Origin of the sequence: Rhizobium sp. CF122 (assembly GCF_000282035.1) — a bacterium.
In the GTDB taxonomy this organism is placed as follows: domain Bacteria; phylum Pseudomonadota; class Alphaproteobacteria; order Rhizobiales; family Rhizobiaceae; genus Rhizobium.
Genome location: NZ_AKKA01000085.1, coordinates 21,392 through 38,275 on the forward strand (window position 1 = coordinate 21,392; position 16,884 = coordinate 38,275).

Annotated in this window: 18 protein-coding genes and 2 pseudogenes; 11 read left to right on the plus strand and 9 right to left on the minus strand. The window is 60.2% G+C overall.

Annotation, left to right across the window (positions count from 1 at the left end):
- Positions 1 to 67: 67 nt before the first annotated feature.
- Entirely contained in the window at positions 68 to 865 is a 798-nt protein-coding gene (locus PMI09_RS21710; RefSeq protein ID WP_007799499.1) for an undecaprenyl-diphosphate phosphatase, read from the plus strand.
- Between the two features lie 154 nt (positions 866 to 1,019).
- Here PMI09_RS21710 and PMI09_RS31780 read toward each other — a convergent pair whose 3' ends face one another.
- The 7 genes from PMI09_RS31780 to dnaN all read right to left on the minus strand — a co-directional run bounded on the left by PMI09_RS31780 (position 1,020) and on the right by dnaN (position 5,984).
- On the minus strand, positions 1,020 to 1,172 hold the full coding sequence (locus PMI09_RS31780; RefSeq protein WP_007799501.1) for a hypothetical protein: 153 nt from the start codon (positions 1,170 to 1,172) through the stop codon (positions 1,020 to 1,022).
- 286 nt (positions 1,173 to 1,458) lie between these two features.
- Entirely contained in the window at positions 1,459 to 2,439 is a 981-nt protein-coding gene (locus tag PMI09_RS21720) for a complex I NDUFA9 subunit family protein (RefSeq protein ID WP_007799503.1), read from the minus strand.
- 112 nt (positions 2,440 to 2,551) lie between these two features.
- Positions 2,552 to 2,839: a DUF1330 domain-containing protein gene (locus PMI09_RS21725; RefSeq protein ID WP_007799504.1), complete on the minus strand. Its 288-nt coding sequence runs from the start codon at positions 2,837 to 2,839 to the stop codon at positions 2,552 to 2,554.
- A gap of 25 nt (positions 2,840 to 2,864) precedes the next feature.
- A complete protein-coding gene (pyrF, locus tag PMI09_RS21730) occupies positions 2,865 to 3,560 on the minus strand; it encodes an orotidine-5'-phosphate decarboxylase (RefSeq protein ID WP_007799505.1) in 696 nt (231 codons plus the stop codon).
- Position 3,561: 1 nt separating this feature from the next.
- Entirely contained in the window at positions 3,562 to 4,149 is a 588-nt protein-coding gene (locus PMI09_RS21735) for a histidine phosphatase family protein (protein ID WP_007799507.1), read from the minus strand.
- Positions 4,150 to 4,154: 5 nt separating this feature from the next.
- Positions 4,155 to 4,748: a phospholipid N-methyltransferase PmtA gene (pmtA, locus tag PMI09_RS21740; RefSeq protein WP_007799509.1), complete on the minus strand. Its 594-nt coding sequence runs from the start codon at positions 4,746 to 4,748 to the stop codon at positions 4,155 to 4,157.
- Positions 4,749 to 4,865: 117 nt separating this feature from the next.
- Positions 4,866 to 5,984 carry a DNA polymerase III subunit beta gene (dnaN, locus tag PMI09_RS21745; RefSeq protein ID WP_007799511.1) on the minus strand — a complete coding sequence of 373 codons (1,119 nt, stop codon included), beginning with the start codon at positions 5,982 to 5,984 and terminating at the stop codon, positions 4,866 to 4,868.
- Positions 5,985 to 6,254: 270 nt separating this feature from the next.
- On the opposite strand from dnaN, the gene rsmI reads away from it, so the two are divergent.
- The 9 genes and pseudogenes from rsmI to PMI09_RS21790 all read left to right on the plus strand — a co-directional run.
- A complete protein-coding gene (gene rsmI, locus PMI09_RS21750) occupies positions 6,255 to 7,157 on the plus strand; it encodes a 16S rRNA (cytidine(1402)-2'-O)-methyltransferase (RefSeq protein WP_037083764.1) in 903 nt (300 codons plus the stop codon).
- A pseudogene (locus tag PMI09_RS21755) lies at positions 7,147 to 7,509 on the plus strand (YraN family protein). Before rsmI ends, PMI09_RS21755 begins: the two are co-directional and overlap by 11 nt.
- A 125-nt stretch (positions 7,510 to 7,634) precedes the next feature.
- Positions 7,635 to 8,933 carry an extracellular solute-binding protein gene (locus PMI09_RS21760; protein ID WP_007799518.1) on the plus strand — a complete coding sequence of 433 codons (1,299 nt, stop codon included), beginning with the start codon at positions 7,635 to 7,637 and terminating at the stop codon, positions 8,931 to 8,933.
- 75 nt (positions 8,934 to 9,008) lie between these two features.
- Entirely contained in the window at positions 9,009 to 9,890 is an 882-nt protein-coding gene (locus PMI09_RS21765) for an ABC transporter permease subunit (protein WP_007799520.1), read from the plus strand.
- A 9-nt stretch (positions 9,891 to 9,899) separates the two neighbouring features.
- Positions 9,900 to 10,742, plus strand: a complete 843-nt coding sequence (gene ugpE, locus PMI09_RS21770) for a sn-glycerol-3-phosphate ABC transporter permease UgpE (protein ID WP_007799522.1) — start codon at positions 9,900 to 9,902, stop codon at positions 10,740 to 10,742.
- A gap of 11 nt (positions 10,743 to 10,753) precedes the next feature.
- Positions 10,754 to 11,851 carry an ABC transporter ATP-binding protein gene (locus tag PMI09_RS21775; protein WP_007799524.1) on the plus strand — a complete coding sequence of 366 codons (1,098 nt, stop codon included), beginning with the start codon at positions 10,754 to 10,756 and terminating at the stop codon, positions 11,849 to 11,851.
- Positions 11,852 to 11,954: 103 nt separating this feature from the next.
- Entirely contained in the window at positions 11,955 to 12,464 is a 510-nt protein-coding gene (locus tag PMI09_RS21780; RefSeq protein WP_007799526.1) for a cupin domain-containing protein, read from the plus strand.
- A gap of 84 nt (positions 12,465 to 12,548) precedes the next feature.
- On the plus strand, positions 12,549 to 13,496 hold the full coding sequence (gene gshB, locus PMI09_RS21785) for a glutathione synthase (RefSeq protein ID WP_007799528.1): 948 nt from the start codon (positions 12,549 to 12,551) through the stop codon (positions 13,494 to 13,496).
- 104 nt (positions 13,497 to 13,600) lie between these two features.
- A pseudogene (locus PMI09_RS21790) lies at positions 13,601 to 14,375 on the plus strand (ATP-binding protein); the annotation flags it as partial.
- Positions 14,376 to 14,424: 49 nt separating this feature from the next.
- Here PMI09_RS21790 and cysK read toward each other — a convergent pair.
- Entirely contained in the window at positions 14,425 to 15,387 is a 963-nt protein-coding gene (gene cysK / locus PMI09_RS21795) for a cysteine synthase A (protein WP_007799535.1), read from the minus strand.
- A 133-nt stretch (positions 15,388 to 15,520) separates the two neighbouring features.
- A complete protein-coding gene (locus PMI09_RS21800) occupies positions 15,521 to 16,138 on the minus strand; it encodes a LysE family translocator (RefSeq protein ID WP_007799536.1) in 618 nt (205 codons plus the stop codon).
- A gap of 212 nt (positions 16,139 to 16,350) precedes the next feature.
- Here PMI09_RS21800 and PMI09_RS21805 point away from each other — a divergent pair, with 212 nt between their 5' ends.
- The gene (locus tag PMI09_RS21805) at positions 16,351 to 16,869 is read left to right on the plus strand and encodes a Dps family protein (RefSeq protein WP_007799538.1); all 519 of its coding nucleotides are present in this window, start codon (positions 16,351 to 16,353) and stop codon (positions 16,867 to 16,869) included.
- The last annotated feature ends 15 nt before the right edge of the window (positions 16,870 to 16,884 follow it).

The following is a 16,884-nucleotide window of genomic DNA, read 5'->3' on the forward strand; positions in this document are numbered from 1 at the left end:
CTGCCTTCGTCACTTCCAGACGCCATAACCCCACCGCAAGCTCGACCAAACTCCACGGAGAGAATTTATGGACTATGTGAACTCTATAATTCTAGGCATAATAGAGGGAATTACCGAGTTTCTGCCGATCTCGAGCACCGGTCATCTTATCATTGCTGAGCAATGGCTTGGCCATCGATCGGACATGTTCAACATCGTCATTCAGGCAGGCGCGATCCTCGCCGTCACCATCATTTACTGGCGTCGTCTTCTGGATCTCGTTCTGGGTTGGCGTGATCCGCGCAACCGCTCTTACGCCGCTAAGCTGATTGTCGCATTTCTCATCACGTCGATCCTCGGACTGATCGTGAAGAAGCTCGGATTTCAGCTGCCTGAGAATGCGACGCCGATCGCCTGGGCGCTGATCATTGGCGGTGTCTGGATGATCTTTGCTGAATGGGCGGCCGCCCGCCGACCGCCCCACAAGGAGATAACCTGGCTCGTTGCCATCTTGGTCGGCATTGCCCAGGTGGTCGCCGGCGTCTTCCCGGGAACGTCACGCTCCGGCGCAACAATCTTCGTTGCCATGTTGGCAGGCACCGGCAATCGTGCAGCCGCAACCGAATTCGCCTTTCTGGTCGGCATCCCCACAATGTATGCCGCAAGTGCCTACGAATTGGTGAAGACGTTCAAGGATGGTGGCGCAGCAAACGAGGACTGGACAAGCCTCGGAATCGCCTTCGTCGTTTCGACGATTGTCGCATTCGTCGCCGTGAAATGGCTGCTGTCCTACATCAGGAGCAACCGGTTTACGGTGTTTGCGATCTACCGCATGATTCTCGGCGGCATTCTGCTCGCTATGGCGGCGACCGGGATGATTGCCTGAGACGGTTTTTGATTGCCGCATTCGCGCACCGATGGCGCGGATGCGGATTGCGCGCTGAAGCAACGAACAAACACCATGAAGCGCGCGGGCTTCAGCTTCTGATCGAACTTGCGGTATCTGATAGAAAAACCGGCGCTACGGCGCCGGTTTCTTGTTATCGGCTGATGGAGCCGGTCTCGCAGGGATCAACGCCGTAGGCTGGCGAGCACTCGCCCTTCACCGCTGCAACCGAACCGGGTGCAATGAAGGAGCCTGCCAGAATCACCAGCGCCGCACACGCAAACAGGAGCGCGATTGACCTACCCATCGAAAAAAGCCTTTCAAAAGTCGTTGGCGCGCCGTCAAGGCGCTGAGTCCATTGGGAGACGCGCGGGGTGTGTAGTCAGTGGAATGACAAATAGCAATAAATCTTCCTGCTAAATTTGGTGTTAATTCCGCTAATTTTTTCGTGCGGCTTTTATGCAACGAATGCCTTCCGGACATAGAGAAAAAAAGCATCCACAACTTGCGCGATTCCGGAAGACTCTTCCAAGAAAAATGCCGCCCGCGAGGTCACGAGCAGCACTACTGATTACAAGATCGACAGCTGGCCTTTAGGCGGCCTTGCCTGATCCAGTGTATTGGCCGTGCGGACGATACTGCACGAGGTACGAGCCGATCACCGAGCTCACCAGAGTTGGAGTGATGCCGATGCCCTTCAAGGTGCGGCCCTCGGCTTCCGCTTCCTTGGAGACGATGTTGTTCTTCTTTAGAAGCCGTACCTGATCTGCGGTGATCGGCGGTGTGATGAATGGAACGAGCGAGGCAACCCTGCCGATCAGGGAGGCAATGCCGAAAGGAAGCGAGACCAGGCGATTCTTGCGCCAAGTTGCCTTCAGCATGATCTCGAGACATTCGCGGAACGTCAGCACTTCGGGTCCGCCAAGCTCGTAGACTTCGCCTGCGGTCACCTTGTTCTCGACGGCTTTGGCTACGGCCTCGGCTACGTCGACGACATAGACCGGCTGGAACTTCGTCTTGCCGCCACCGATCAACGGCAGGAAGGGCGAGATGCGCGCCATGTCGGCAAACTTGTTGAAGAAGCCGTCCTCGGGCCCGAAAACGACCGACGGGCGGAAGATGATGGCATCCGGTTTGATCGCGTGGATCGCTGCCTCGGCGCGACCCTTGGTGCGGGCGTATCCGGAATCGGAATGGGCGTGAGCGCCGATCGCCGAGATATGGATCAGCTTGGCGCCGACGCCGCGAGCCGCCTCGGCGACAGCACGCGCACCGAATTCCTGGACCGCTTCGAAGGAATTGCGGCCGGTCTCGTGCAGGATGCCGACACAGTTGACGACGTAATCGGCGCCTTCGACGGCGCGGTCGACCGAGTTGCGGTAGCGCAGATTTGCCTGGACGAAGGATATCTGTCCGACATTGCCAAGCGGTTGCAGGAAGCCGGCGAGGTCAGGGCGGCGGACGGCAACGCGGATGCGGTAGCCGCGCTTTGCCAGCACGCGCACGATATGCCTGCCGATGAAGCCGGACCCTCCGAACACGGTGACGAGTGGCGGCAGGTTGGCAAGGGTCATGGCAGGCTCCTCGAAAGGCTCAATTGTTTGGTCGATCTGGTTTCGTCTTAGACCAATCGCGGCGCGACGAAAAGGGCCATCGCGCCGCAGTTATCATGGCTGAGAACTCGCCTCAGATGCCTTCGACGACGACCATCTCGGCGTCGGCGACTTCCTGGCGGATTTTCGCCGCGATCTGGTATTCCGGCGAATTGTAGCAATCGACAGCGTGCTGCATCGAAGGAAACTCGATCACCACGTTGCGCGCGCGCGCCTTGCCCTCGAGTTCGGTGATCGCGCCGCCACGGGCGAGAAAGTTGGCGCCGTACTTTTCGAAGGCCGGCTTTGCCGCCGCGACGTAATCCTTGTAGCGCTCCGCGTCACGAACATCGACGCGCGCAATCCAATATCCTTTTGCCATTTTAGATGCTCCCTGGCTCACGTGATTATTGAAGGGCCGCCGACATCTCGGCGAGGATCGCCAGGGCCGCCTCCTTGGGATCGGCTGCCTTGACGATCGGGCGGCCGACAACGAGATGGCTGGAGCCGGCCTTCAGCGCGGCAGCTGGTGTCATCACACGCTTCTGGTCGCCCCGGTCGGCGCCGACGGGGCGAATGCCCGGCGTGACAAGCGCCATATCGGGGCCGATGATCTTGCGGACGGCGGACGCTTCCTCAGCGGAGCAGACAACGCCACCCATGCCGGCGAGGTGCGCCTGTTCGGCGCGGCGCAGGACGAGCGTGTGCGGGTCATATTCGTAGCCGGCCGCGATCAGGTCCTGTTCGTCCATCGAGGTCAGGACGGTCACGCCGAGAAGGCAGAGATCGGAACCCTTTGCGGCCTCCACCGCAGCTTTCATCGCCTTCGGATAGGCGTGCAGCGTCAGCATCGACATGCCCATCTTGACGATGTTCTCGACGCCGGAGGCGACGGTGTTGTCGATGTCGAGCAGCTTCATATCGAGGAAGACCTTCTTGCCGCTCCTGGCAAGGTCGCGCGCAAACTCCAGGCCGCCGGCAAAGGCCAGCTGATAGCCGATCTTGTAGAAGACGACGTCGTCGCCGAGCGTGTCGACGATCCGTTCGGCCTCGCCAAGCGTTGGAACATCCAGCCCGACGATCAGCCGCTCGCGTGCATCCATGTCACATCCATCCCTGCCACTCTTCGATAGGCGTCCAGTCGCACGACAGGCGTCGATCCGCAAGGCTGAAACAGTAGAGATTGCCGCCGCCGCCCGGTTGATCGCCATCGCGCCGGATCGGGCGGCCTTGCAAATGGCACTTTAGCAAAGTTCCCACGCCTCCGTGGCCGACGAATGCAATGGGCAGGGCGGGATCATGCGACGCAAGAATATTGGTAACGGCCGAAATGATACGGCGCTGCGCGTCGATTGCCCGTTCCCAACCCCTGAAGCTGTCTTCGGGATGCGCAAAGAACCAGTTGGCGGCCTTCTCGAACTCAGGTGGCGGCAGGAAGCCGGTTGCCGAGCGGTCGTTCTCATGCATGCCGTCGACAATCTCGATGGCCAGCCCGGCCGCGGCGGCAAGGATCTCGGCGGTCTCGATCGCCTTCGTCTCGTCGCTGGAAGCGACGCGCCGCAGCTGCTTTCCCCAGTCGCTTTCGGCCGCTTTGTGGGCGCGCGCGGCGCCAAGCTCTGACAGCCCCCATTTCGGTACGGGAACCGCCGGATCGATCCTCACCTGCGGATGCGTGATGTAGAGGCCGAACACAGGGTTCAGCCGCGCCGGTAGATCCAGAGCTGCGCCGGCGGGATGTTACGGACGATAAAGTCGAAGTGCTGGATATGATAGCGATCCGGCCGCGCGATGATCGGCGACACAGGGCCGTACGAAATCTGCACGACGGGCCGGCCTGCCGGAAGGCGGTCGAGCAGGCTCTCGAGAAGCGCGATGCGGGCCTGCATCGGGAAGTTTAGCAGCGGGACGGCGGAAACGACGGAATCGAACTTTTGATCCCTCATGGCGCCGAGCGTCTTATCGAGATTGAACGCATCGCCATTGATGAAGTTCACGCCCGGATAGAGCCGGACCAGGTGCTCGTAGAAGTCCGTCGAATACTCGACAGCGACCAGGTTCTCCGGCTTCACGCCTCGTCCGAGGATTGCCTTGGTGATCGCCCCGGTGCCTGGCCCGAGCTCGAGGACCGGCAGTCCGGAGTGAAGGTTGATAACGCTCGCCATCTTGCGCGCTGTAATGGAGGAGGTGGGAACAATCGAACCGACAGTCTTCGGCCCCTGCATCATTCCCTTGAAGAAGCGGATCTCTTCGTCAAACTTCTTGCCCAGCCGTTCCTTCAGGCGCAACGCCATTCCACCATCCTCCTAGATATGCAACAAAGCAGCCCGGTCTTTAATTGCAGTTGGTTCGAGCGAAAAACAAGGCCCGACGTCGCAATTGGCAAAGTTTGCACGGCAAATGCGACGCGGTTAGACCCGCATCGGCATCAGCACGTAGAGAGCGTCGTCGCCGGTCGTGTCGCGAATGAGCGTCGGCGAGCCGGCATCGGCAAGCAGGAAGATCGCCTCATCGCCGGAAAGCTGCGCCGTAATGTCGAGCAGATATTTCGCATTGAAGCCGATTTCCATCGAGTCGGTATCGTAGCCGACCGCGACTTCCTCCGTCGCGCTGCCGGAATCCGGATTGTTGACGGTGAGCAGCAGTTGACCGTCGGAGAGCGCGAGCTTGACGGCGCGGCCACGCTCCGAGGAGATCGTCGAGACACGGTCGACGGCTTGCGCAAACGTCGTGCAATCGACGCGCATTTCCTTGTCGTTATTGGTCGGAATGACGCGCTGGTAATCCGGGAAGGTGCCGTCGATCAACTTCGAGGTCATGACGATCGAGCCGATACTGAGTCGGAGCTTAGCGTCGGAAACCTCGACGGTCACGATCGCATCCGGCACATCGACAAGCTTCTGCAGTTCGCCCACGGTCTTGCGCGGGATGATGATGCCGGGCATGCCTTCCGAGCCCGATGGCGCATTCACGTCGGCGCGGGCGAGGCGGTGGCCGTCGGTTGCGACGGCGCGCAACTTCAGGTCGCCCTTGCTCTCGATCGTGTGGAAGAAGATGCCGTTGAGGTAGTAGCGGGTTTCCTCGGTCGAGATCGCGAACTGCGTGCGATCGATCAGCATCTTGAGGTCGGTCGCCTTCAGCTTGAAGGTATGGCTGAAGGTGCCGGCGGTGAGATCCGGGAAGTCAGATTCCGGCAGGCACTGCAGCGAGAACTTCGAGCGGCCGGACTGAACCGTCATCGAGCCGCCGTCGGTACTGGTCGCCAGCAGGACTTCGGAGCCGTCCGGCAGCTTGCGCACGATGTCGTAAAGAAGATGGGCAGGAACGGTCGTGGCACCAGCCTGTTCGACATTGGCGGGGGTCGCTTCGGTCACTTCGAGATCGAGATCGGTCGCCTTCATGTCGAGGTTCTGGCCCTCGGCGCGCAGCAGGATGTTGGACAGGATCGGGATCGTGTTCCGGCGTTCGACCACGCGATGCACGTGGTTCAGCGACTTCAAAAGGTTGGACCGCTCAATTGTAATACGCATGGGATGCTACCGCTTTCGACCGTTACTGCTTGAGCGCACATGTTGCGCGCCGCAAGGAATGCTTTTGCCCAAGAGGGACCAGAGAGTGGACAGGCAAAATGGCAGGAATTTGCGATCGATTGCAAGAGGTACCAGCGGAAGCGTCAATGCAATTGCCGTTTTCCCGTGCAATGCTCACAGAAATCGCAGCGGCCTTGCCGAACTGCAAGGCCTCGCCCATAAAGGCGCGAAGCCAAAGAAAGTGAAACTATCTTGAGCAATGACGATGTGATGGCCGAAGGTGGCAGGCAACGCAGCTTCCGCCTGCACAATATGTCCATTCCGGCGCGACCATTGGAACCGGCGCTCTACCTCGTCGCGACGCCGATCGGCAATCTCGGCGACATCACATTGCGGGCGCTGGAAACGCTTGCAGGTGCGGATGTGCTGGCCTGCGAAGACACGCGCGTCACCCGCGTCCTGCTTGACCGCTACGGCATTCAAAACCGGCCCTATGCCTACCACGAACACAATGCCGATGAAGCCGGGCCACGGCTCTTGCAGGCGCTGGAATCCGGCAAGTCCGTTGCCCTGGTCTCGGATGCCGGGACGCCGCTGGTCTCGGATCCCGGCTATCGTCTGGCGCAAAAAGCCATCGAGGCAGGCTATCGCGTCATACCCATTCCAGGGGCCTCCGCGCCGCTCGCCGCTCTGGTTGGCTCCGGCCTGCCCAATGACGCCTTTCTCTTCGCCGGGTTTCTGCCGACCAAGGACAAGGCGCGTCGCGATCGGCTGGCCGAGTTCGAAGCCGTTCCCGCAACGCTGATGTTCTTTGAATCGCCGCATCGCATAGCCGCAACGCTAGCCGCCGCCGCCGATGTGCTCGGCGGTGATCGCGTTGCGTCGGTCTGCCGTGAATTGACCAAGACCTATGAGGAGTTTCGTCGTGGCACGCTGGCGGAGCTTGCTGCCCATTATTCCGACGTCGATAGCGTCAAAGGCGAGATCGTGCTCGTTATCGGTCCGCCTCCAGAGCGCCCGGTAGAACCCGCGAATGTGGATGCGATCCTGGCCGACCTGGCGAAGACCTTACCGACCTCCAAGGCGGCTGCGGAAGCGTCGCGGCTCACAGGCATTTCCAAGAAGGAGCTCTACCAGCGTCTCCTCGATATGAAGGGCAGCGATGAGCGATAGGGCCAACGACCGCCGCAAGGCGCTTGGCCGGGGCCATGTCTCCGAGTATCTGGCTGCTCTTTATCTCATGCTCAAGGGCTATCGCATCGTCGCACTGGGCTATCGCACCAAGCTCGGCGAGATCGACATTATTGCACGCAAGCGCAATCTGGCGATTTTCGTGGAAGTGAAGGCGCGCCGTGACCACATGAGCGCCATCGACGCCGTGTCGCCAACGGCGCAAAACCGCATCAGAGCTGCCAGTGATCTGTGGTTGGCGAGGCAACGCGATTATGCTGTGCTTTCGTAGCGTTACGACATCGTGGCCATCCTGCCTGGCCGCCTGCCGCGGCATTTTCCGAATGCCTTCTAATGTGGATTGCAATCGCGTGCAAAAAGGTATCGATGTAACACTCCTGTCATCAAATCATTAAGGAGGCGTCATGGAAGGCCTCTATTGCACTCCTCACCCCAACAACTGGTGGAGAGGGATTAGCCATGTTCAAGAAAATTTCGATGGCGACTGTGGCCGTAAGCTTTTCGGCATCGTCGTCCTTTGCTGCGACCAACATCACGTGGTGGCACGGCATGGGCGGCCGCAACGGCGAAGTCATCAATGAGGTTGCACAGAAGTTCAACGCTTCGCAGTCCGCCTGCGCCCTGACCCCGGTCAGCAAGGGTACCTACGAAGAAGCGCTTGCTGCCGGCATCGCTGCCTTCCGCTCCGGCGAACAGCCGAACATCCTCCAGGTCTTCGACGCGGGTGCTGCAACCATCATCAACGCCAAGGGCGCCGTCGTTCCGGCCGAAGACCTGATCAAGGACGCCGGCTACAAGTTCGACCGCAATGCCTTCATTCCGGGTGTTCGCTATTTCTACGCTGCTGCTGACGGCAAGTTCGTCGGCATGCCCTTCAACTCTTCCGCGCCGATCATGTACACCAATCCGGAAGCGCTGAAGAAGGCTGGCGTCGAAGCCCCGAAGACCTGGGAAGAATTCGAGGCGATCGCTCCGAAGCTCAAGGCTGCAGGCTACATCCCGCTCGTCCAGTCGCAGCTGACCTGGGAGTTCACCGAGAACTTCTTCTCGCGCAACAACATTCAGTTCGCCACCAACAACAACGGCTACGACAGCGTCGTCGACACCAAGCTCAAGGTCACCGATCCGAACCTCATCATGATGTTCGACAAGCTGAAGGCCTGGTCCGACGAAGGCTACTTCAAGTACTACGGCGCCGGCTGGGCCGACAACCAGAAGCCCTTCGAAGAAGGCAAGGTCGCTCTCTGGATCGGTTCCTCGGGTTCCTTCGGCGGTCTGAAGAAGACGGCAACGATGTCCTTCTCGGCAACCTTCCTGCCCTACTGGGGTTCGATCAAGGGCGCTGGCACCCATAGCTTCATCGGCGGCGCCGCACTCTTTGCCATGTCCGGCAAGTCGGCTGAAGAGAACAAGTGCGTTGCGGACTTCTTCCAGTTCCTGACCTCGCCCGAGATCCAGAAGTTCTACCACCAGGCAACCGGCTACGTCGCCATCACCGAGGCAGCTTACGAGCTCGCCAAGAAGGAAGGCTACTACGACAAGGAGCCGGCGGCCGAAGTCGGCATCAAGCAGCTGAAGCTCGAAGACGGCGAGTGGTCGAAGGGCTATCGCCTCGGCTTCTATCCGCAGATCCGCGAAATCATGGAACGCGAATACGGCCGTATCTTCTCGGGCGAAACCTCCGTCAAGGACGCTTTCGATACCATCGAGAAGGAAGGCAACCAGCTCCTCGAGCGTTTTGCCAAGACTGCCGGCTGATAAAGCCCATTGCTGAAAACCACGGTTCCGGAGGCGCTCGCCGTCTCCGGAACCGCTTTGCAAAAAGGTCCCGCCATGAAGCGCGTGCAGTTTTCGTCGCCGACGCTGCCTTATCTCTTCCTGCTGCCGCAGATGGCGGTCATCTTTATTTTCTTCTACTGGCCGTCCGTTCAGGCGGTGAAGTCCTCGTTCTTCCTGGAAGACCCGTTCGGCTTCGGCTCCAGCTTCGTCGGCTTCGACAATTACAAGGGCGTTCTCGAAAGCGCCGAGTACCGCTCGATTGCTGGCTTCACAGCCATTTTCACGGCACTCGTCACTTTCTTCTCGCTGTCGCTAGGCTTGCTTCTCGCCGTCAAGGCCGATGCCGTCATCCGCGGCAGCTCGACCTACAAAACATTGCTGATTTCGGCCTACGCGATCGCCCCGCCGGTCGCCGGCCTGATCGGCATGATGTTCTTCGACCAGCACATCGGTCCCTTCGTGCGTTTCGCTGCCCTGTTCGGCTGGGACATGAAGATCGGTCTCAATTATTTCGACACGGCGTTTGCGATGGTGGTCGTCTCCGTCTGGAAACAGATCCCGTACAATTTCATCTTCTTTCTGTCGGGCCTTCAGGGGATTCCCGTTTCCGTTCGCGAGGCTGCGGCGCTCGACTGCCGCTCGGGTTTCCGCCGGTTCTGGACCGTCATCCTGCCGCTCTTGGCACCGACCGCCGTCTTCCTCTTCGTCATCAACGTCACCTATTCGCTCTTCGATACTTTCGGCATCGTCGACGTGATGGTGAAGGACAAGGCCGCCAACAACCCGATCACGCTCGTCTACAAGGTCTACATGGATGGCTTCCGCGGCAACGACCTCGGCGGCTCCTCGGCCCAGTCGGTGATCCTGATGATCGTCGTCTTCGTGTTGACCGTCTTCCAGTTCCGCTTCCTTGAGCGGCGCGTTCACTACAATTGAGGAGCGGGAATGTACCGTCTCAAGATAGTCGATCACATCATCCTGCTTCTCGGCGTCTTCGTCATGATGGCGCCTGTCGTCGTTGCCTTCTTCACCTCGACGCACGATGCCGCCGAGATCCATCGGCAAGGTTTGACCCTCACCTGGGGCAACCATTTCGCCGAGACCTACAGCACCGTGCTCAATCGCGAAGGCGGCTTCACCGGGCAGGTGACCGGGACGCGTATGCTGATGAACTCGTTGATCCTCGGCATCGGCTTTGCCGTCGGCAAGATCATCCTGTCGATGCTCGCCGCCTATGCGATCGTCTACTTCCGTTTCCGGCTCGGAACGCTGTTCTTCTGGATGATCTTCACGACGCTGCTGCTGCCGCTCGAAGTCCGCATCCTTCCCTCTTACGAGGTGATGCACCAGCTGCACCTGATCAACACCTATACCGGCATGATCGTGCCGCTGCTGGCATCGGCAACCGGCACCTTCTATTTCCGGCAGTTCTTCAAATCGATCCCGGACGAGTTGCTGGAAGCGGCGCGTATCGATGGCGCCGGTCCGATCAAGTTCTTCTTCGACGTGATCGTGCCGCTTTCGAAGACGATGGTGGCCGCCATCTTCATCATCATGTTCGTCTATGGCTGGAACCAGTATCTCTGGCCGATGCTGATGACCAACGACGAGAGCTTCTACACGCTGGTGCGCGGCATTAAGCAGATTCTGCTGGTCTGGGTCGGCGCGCAGATCCCCGACTACAACGAAGCCTTCGCCATCGCGATTCTCGCGATGCTGCCGCCTGTCATCATCGTCGTGGTGTTCCAGCGCTGGTTCATCAAGGGCCTCACCGAAAGCGACAAGTAAAGGAAACGCCGATGGCCGCCATCGAAATCAATCAGGTCTCCAAGATCTATACCGGGGACGTGCATGCGGTGAAATCCGTGAACATCGACATCAAGGACGGTGAGTTCATCGTCCTCGTCGGCCCCTCCGGCTGCGGAAAGTCGACGCTTCTGCGCATGGTCGCCGGGTTGGAGGAAATCTCCAAGGGCGAGGTGAAGATCGGCAACCGCGTCGTCAACAAGGTCGACCCCGCCGAACGCGACATCGCCATGGTGTTTCAGAACTATGCGCTCTATCCGCACATGACGGTCTACGACAACCTCGCTTACGGCCTGCGCAACCGCAAGACGCCGAAGGCCGAGATCGATGCCCGCGTCGCTGAAGCGGCCCGCATGCTGCAGCTCGAAGCCTATCTCGAGCGCAAGCCGCGCGCCCTTTCCGGCGGCCAGCGTCAGCGCGTCGCCATGGGCCGCGCCATCGTCCGCAAGCCCGCCGCCTTCCTGTTCGACGAGCCGCTCTCGAACCTCGATGCAAAGCTGCGCGTCTCGATGCGCGGCGAGATCAAGCGGCTGCAGCGCCGTCTCGGCACCACCTCGATCTACGTCACCCACGATCAGCTGGAGGCGATGACACTCGCCGATCGGCTGGTCGTTCTCAACGGCGGCGAGATCGAGCAGATCGGCGCGCCACTCGACGTGTACCACACCCCAGCGTCGACCTTCGTCGCGAGCTTCATCGGCTCCCCGGCGATGAATCTGCTGCAGGGCGAGCTGCATGGCGACAAGCTTGCACTGGGCCCGAACCTGATCGACCTTGGCGGTCATGCACCTGCATCCGGATCTGTCACCGTCGGTATTCGCGCCGAGGACCTGCGCCTCGCAAGCCCTGGCGAACATGCCATGACTGTTGCAGTGGACTATGTGGAAGAGCTCGGCTCCCAACGTCTCGTGCACGGAAATCTCGGCGATCAATCGCTGACGGCAGCCCTGTCTCCGGAGGCGGAATTAACGTCCGAACTGCGGCTGGTCGTGGGTGCCGAGAGACTGCATTTCTTCACTCACGACACCGGAAAGCGTATCGGCGGAACGGCTCTTCAACAGGCCATGGTGGCAAAGACGGAAATCGCCTAGTCCTTTGGGCGTTGTGATCGTTCAAATTGTAGCCACTGCTTGTACGGTGCCTTTACGACTCTCTGCTATCCCGACAAGGATCTAATAGCAGCGGGGGTTGCTCATGGGTATGCAGATGATGCTGGCCAGTGTGGTCGCGATGGCCGCGCGGGTGGTGCCTTTTCCGAATCTGCCGCAACCGGCGGCAAAGACATTTGTGGCGAAGTCCGGCGACAACCTCGTCATGCACGCGACGCCGATCAATCCAGACTGGATCATCAGCGGCGATCCGCAGGCACGCACCGGTGAGCATTCCCGCAGTAACGACGATGCAGCCTACACGGCGATCTGGGACTGCACGGCCGGCGAATTCCGTTGGTACTTCTACTGGGACGAAACGGTGATGATTCTTGACGGCGGCGTGCACATCCTCGCCGAGGATGGCACGGAGCGCACGCTGGAGGCCGGCGACGTTGCCTTCTTCGCGGCTGGCACCTGGGCGAGCTGGAGCGTCGACAATTACGTGCGCAAGGTCGCGTTCCTCAGGAAGCCGTTTCCGAAGCCAGTTGCGCTTGCCTATCGGCTCCGCAGCCTGCTACGCGGCGACGCTCCCAAGAGCGGCATCGCGGCCTGAAGATTTCGTCTCGCGACGCGAGCACGGCGTTGCTTTCGGGGCATCTGCAGCCTACATCTGTCCGGCATTAGCTAAGGGACGGAAATGGCCAAGATCAAGAATGTAGCGGTCCAGATGGACCATGTCGCCGGCATCAATATTGCAGGGGATTCCACCTTCGCGATGAGCCTCGAAGCGCAGGCTCGCGGCTATAAACTCTTCCACTACACGCCCGAGCGACTGAGCTTCAGAGATGGGAATCTATACGCCACCGTCGAGCCGATGGTGTTGCGCGACGTCAAGGGCGATCACTTCGAGCTCGGAGCGCCCGAACGTCTCGATCTGTCGACGATGGATGTGATCCTGCTGCGCCAGGACCCGCCGTTCGACATGGCCTATATCACCTCGACTCATCTGCTGGAGCGGATCCACCCGAAGACACTCGTCGTCAACGATCCGGCCTGGGTGCGGAACTCTCCCGAGAAGATCTTCGTCACCGAATTTGCCGATCTGATGCCGAAGACGCTGATCACGAAGGACGCGGGCGAAATCCGTCGTTTCCGGGACGAGATGGGCGACATCATTTTGAAGCCGCTCTACGGCAATGGCGGCGCCGGCGTGTTCCACTCGACCAGGGACGACCGCAACCTATCGTCGCTGCTCGAAATGTTCGGACAACTGTTCCGCGAACCCTTCATCGCGCAGCAGTACCTTCCCGACGTCCGCAAGGGCGACAAGCGCATCCTGCTTGTCGATGGCGAGCCGGTCGGTGCCATCAATCGCGTCCCCGCCGAGCACGACAGTCGTTCCAACATGCATGTCGGCGGACGTGCCGAGGCAACCGAACTGACGGCACGCGAAATCGAAATCTGCAAGCGCATCGGCCCTGCGCTTAGGGAACGCGGCTTCCTCTTTGTCGGCATCGATGTCATCGGCGACTATATGACGGAGATCAACGTCACGTCGCCGACAGGTATTCGTGAAGTGCGCAAGTTCGGCGGCGCCGATATTGCCGCTCTGCTTTGGGACGCGATTGAGCGGAAGCGCGTCTAGCGCTCCTTGGCGGCATGGCTTCGTGCGGCGAGGACGGTTTTCGCAGTGACAACTCGCCTCTGAATGATCACGGATCCTGTCGATCCGGGTGCACCGCCTATTTTATGATTCATTCGGTAGCCGGACAACTATCAGGCGGAAGACTTTCGGATCGCAGCCCTTCCGGACCCCGCATCATTCGGCGAAGATGGCCGCCCTGGTGGGAGGCGGCTTGCGCGCGAGGCCGGGCGAGGCGTCGCTCGCCCACCATGGCGTGCTGTTCCTTGATGAGTTTCCTGAGTTTTCGCCGCAGGCGCTCGATGCCCTGCGGCAACCGCTGGAGACGGGCGAATGCATCATCGCCCGCGCCAATCGTGCGGCCTATCCCGCCAACATCCAGCTCGTCGCAGCCATGAACCCCTGCCGCTGCGGCATGGCGGGCGAACCCGGTCATAGCTGCGCGCGGCCCACGCTGCATGACGGACTACCAGGCGCGAATATCAGGCCCGCCAATGGATCGCATATGTGCCTGCCGTCTCTGCCGTCGATCTTATCCGACCGATGCCTGCCGAAAGGAGCGCGGATATCGGCCGCCGCGTTGCCCGTGCACGTGACATTCAGCGAAACCGCTTTGAAGCAGTCGGACTCGGAGGCATCGGCACAAACGCTCGGTGTTCGACCGCCATGATCGAGAAATACGCCGCACCGGATGCTGCTGGCCAGCAGTTGCTCCGCGACGCGGCCGGGAAAATGAAGTTCTCGGCGCGAGGCTACTATCGTGTGCTGAATGTGGCGCGCACCTTGGCCGATCTCGATGGCAACGAGACCGTAGGCCGCATTCACCTTGCCGAGGCGATTTCCTATCGAATCGCCGGCGAGCGGCTGACGATAGCCGCCTGAAACGAAAAGGGGCGCCGAGGCGCCCCAGGTTCATTCAGGATGAGGGCGTTCAGTTGCCGAGGCCGTCGAACAGTGCGGTCGAGAGATAGCGTTCGGCAAAAGACGGAATGATGACGACGAGATTCTTTCCCGCATTCTCCTCGCGGCTGCCGACCGCGATGGCCGCGGCCAGTGCTGCGCCGGAGGAAATGCCAACGGGCACGCCTTCGAGCTTGGCAACCTCGCGGGCAAGTTCCAGCGCCTCGAGACTGCTCACAGTGATGATCTCGTCGTAGATGTGCGTATCGAGGATTGCCGGCGCAAAGCCGGCGCCAATGCCCTGAATCTTGTGAGGTCCCGGCTGGCCGCCGGAAAGAACCGGCGATTCCGCCGGCTCGACAGCGACCACCTTGATGCCGGGCTTCTTCGACTTCAGCACCTGTCCCGCCCCGGTGATGGTGCCGCCGGTGCCGATGCCGGCAACCAGGATGTCGACCGCACCCTCGGTATCGTTCCAGATCTCTTCGGCTGTCGTGCGGCGATGGATTTCTGGGTTGGCCGGGTTCTCGAACTGTTGCGGGATGATGGCATCCGGGAGCGTCGCAGCCAGTTCCTCGGCCTTCGCGATCGCGCCCTTCATGCCCTTCGGGCCCTCGGTCAGAACGAGCTCGGCGCCGAGCAGCGCCAGCATCTTGCGGCGCTCGACGGACATCGTTTCCGGCATCGTCAGGATCAACTTGTATCCCTTGGCGGCCGCAGCAAAGGCGAGCGCAATTCCGGTATTGCCGGATGTCGGCTCGATCAGGGTTGTTTTGCCAGGCGAAATCTTGCCCTGGGACTCCAGCGACTCGATCATGGCAACGCCGATACGGTCCTTGACGGAAGCAATCGGATTGAAGAATTCCAGCTTGGCGAGCAGGTTTGCCTTTACGCCCTTCGCCTTGGCGAGCTTGTCGAGCCGCACGATCGGCGTGTCGCCGATGGTTTCGGTGATCGAGGAATAGATACGGCCACGGCCCGGTTTCTTCGACATTCGGCTCTCCCTTGATGAAATGTGCGGAGAGAATAGGGTCAAAGGCGGCCGGAGACCAGTGTGGCATCACTCGCGCGAAGGCGCCTTCGGAGAAAAAATCCTTTGAAAACCGACCTTTGCCGAACGAACTTTTTCAGGCTGCGCGGGTGGCGATGAAGGCTGCCGTGCCGACCAGAATGCCAGCCGCCATCTTGTTCAGTGCCTGCAGCGCACGCGGTTGCTTCAGCATCATTCGCGCACGTGCGGCAAGCAGCATATAGGGCACCAGAACAACCAGCAGGACCACGAAGGTGGTAGCGAGCAGGATGCCGTATTCGCGAAGCCCGATGCTGTTGAGGTCGATCAGCGTTGGCACCAGCGCGACGTAGAAAAGCATGGTTTTGGGGTTGCCAAGCGTTACCAGCAGGCCGGACAGGAAGCTCATGCCGATGTTGCTTGCCTTCTTTGCTGCGACGTCCAGTGGCAGCAGTCCGGCCGTCCAGAGCTTGTAGGCGATGTAGCCGAGATAGAGCGCACCGGCGATCTTGATGACAATGAAAACTTCCGTGAAGGTTTGTGCCACGAAGGCAAGACCGAGGATAACTGCCGTCAGATAGGTCATGTCGCCAAGGACGAGACCGAGGCCCATGAAAAACGTCTCGCGGAAATTCGAGCCTAGCGCGCGGGCAACAATCGCCGTGATGCCCGGTCCCGGAATCGCCGCCGCGATGAAAAGTGCTGCTGCATAAGCGAAAAGGGCGGTGAACGACATGACGGTAGCTCCTGCTTCAACCGCCTTCTACGCCTGCGGCCTGGTACTTTCAAGGATCGGAGCTCTTGTCATCATCCTGCGGTAGCTTGCCGCTATTGACGCTGGCTGTCGCGGTTCTAGTTCCACGGCGGTGATCGATGGCTGGTGAAAGCCGACACCTTGTCAACCGCCCCAATAACCAATTGCCCGCCGCTCGCCAAAGGAGACACCCGATGAGCCCTACGTCAGCCGAAAAGCGCAAACTCGCCCCGCTCGCTACCCCCACGGACCTGAAGAGCAATGCCATTCAGGATATCTCAGCCGTTCTGGCTGCGTTGCTGGCGGATGTTTTTGCGCTCTACATTAAGACTAAGAATTTCCATTGGCATATGTCGGGACCGCATTTCCGCGACTATCACCTGATGCTCGACGAGCAGGCCGAGCAGATCTTCGCCACGACCGATGCGATTGCCGAGCGCGCCCGCAAGATCGGCGGCACCACACTGCGCTCCATCGGCCATATCGGCCGCCTGCAGCGCATCAACGACAATGATGCCGAGTATGTCACGCCGGAAGACATGCTGGCGGAACTGCGCGACGACAACAGGCAGCTGGTCTCGCTGTTGCGCGAGACCCATGATGTCTGCTCCGAGCACAATGACGTCGCCACGACGAGCCTGCTGGAAGTGTGGATCGATGAGGCCGAGCGCCGCACCTGGTTCCTGTTCGAAACGACGCGGCAGCAGAAGTAGCCTCGTTCGCTTCTC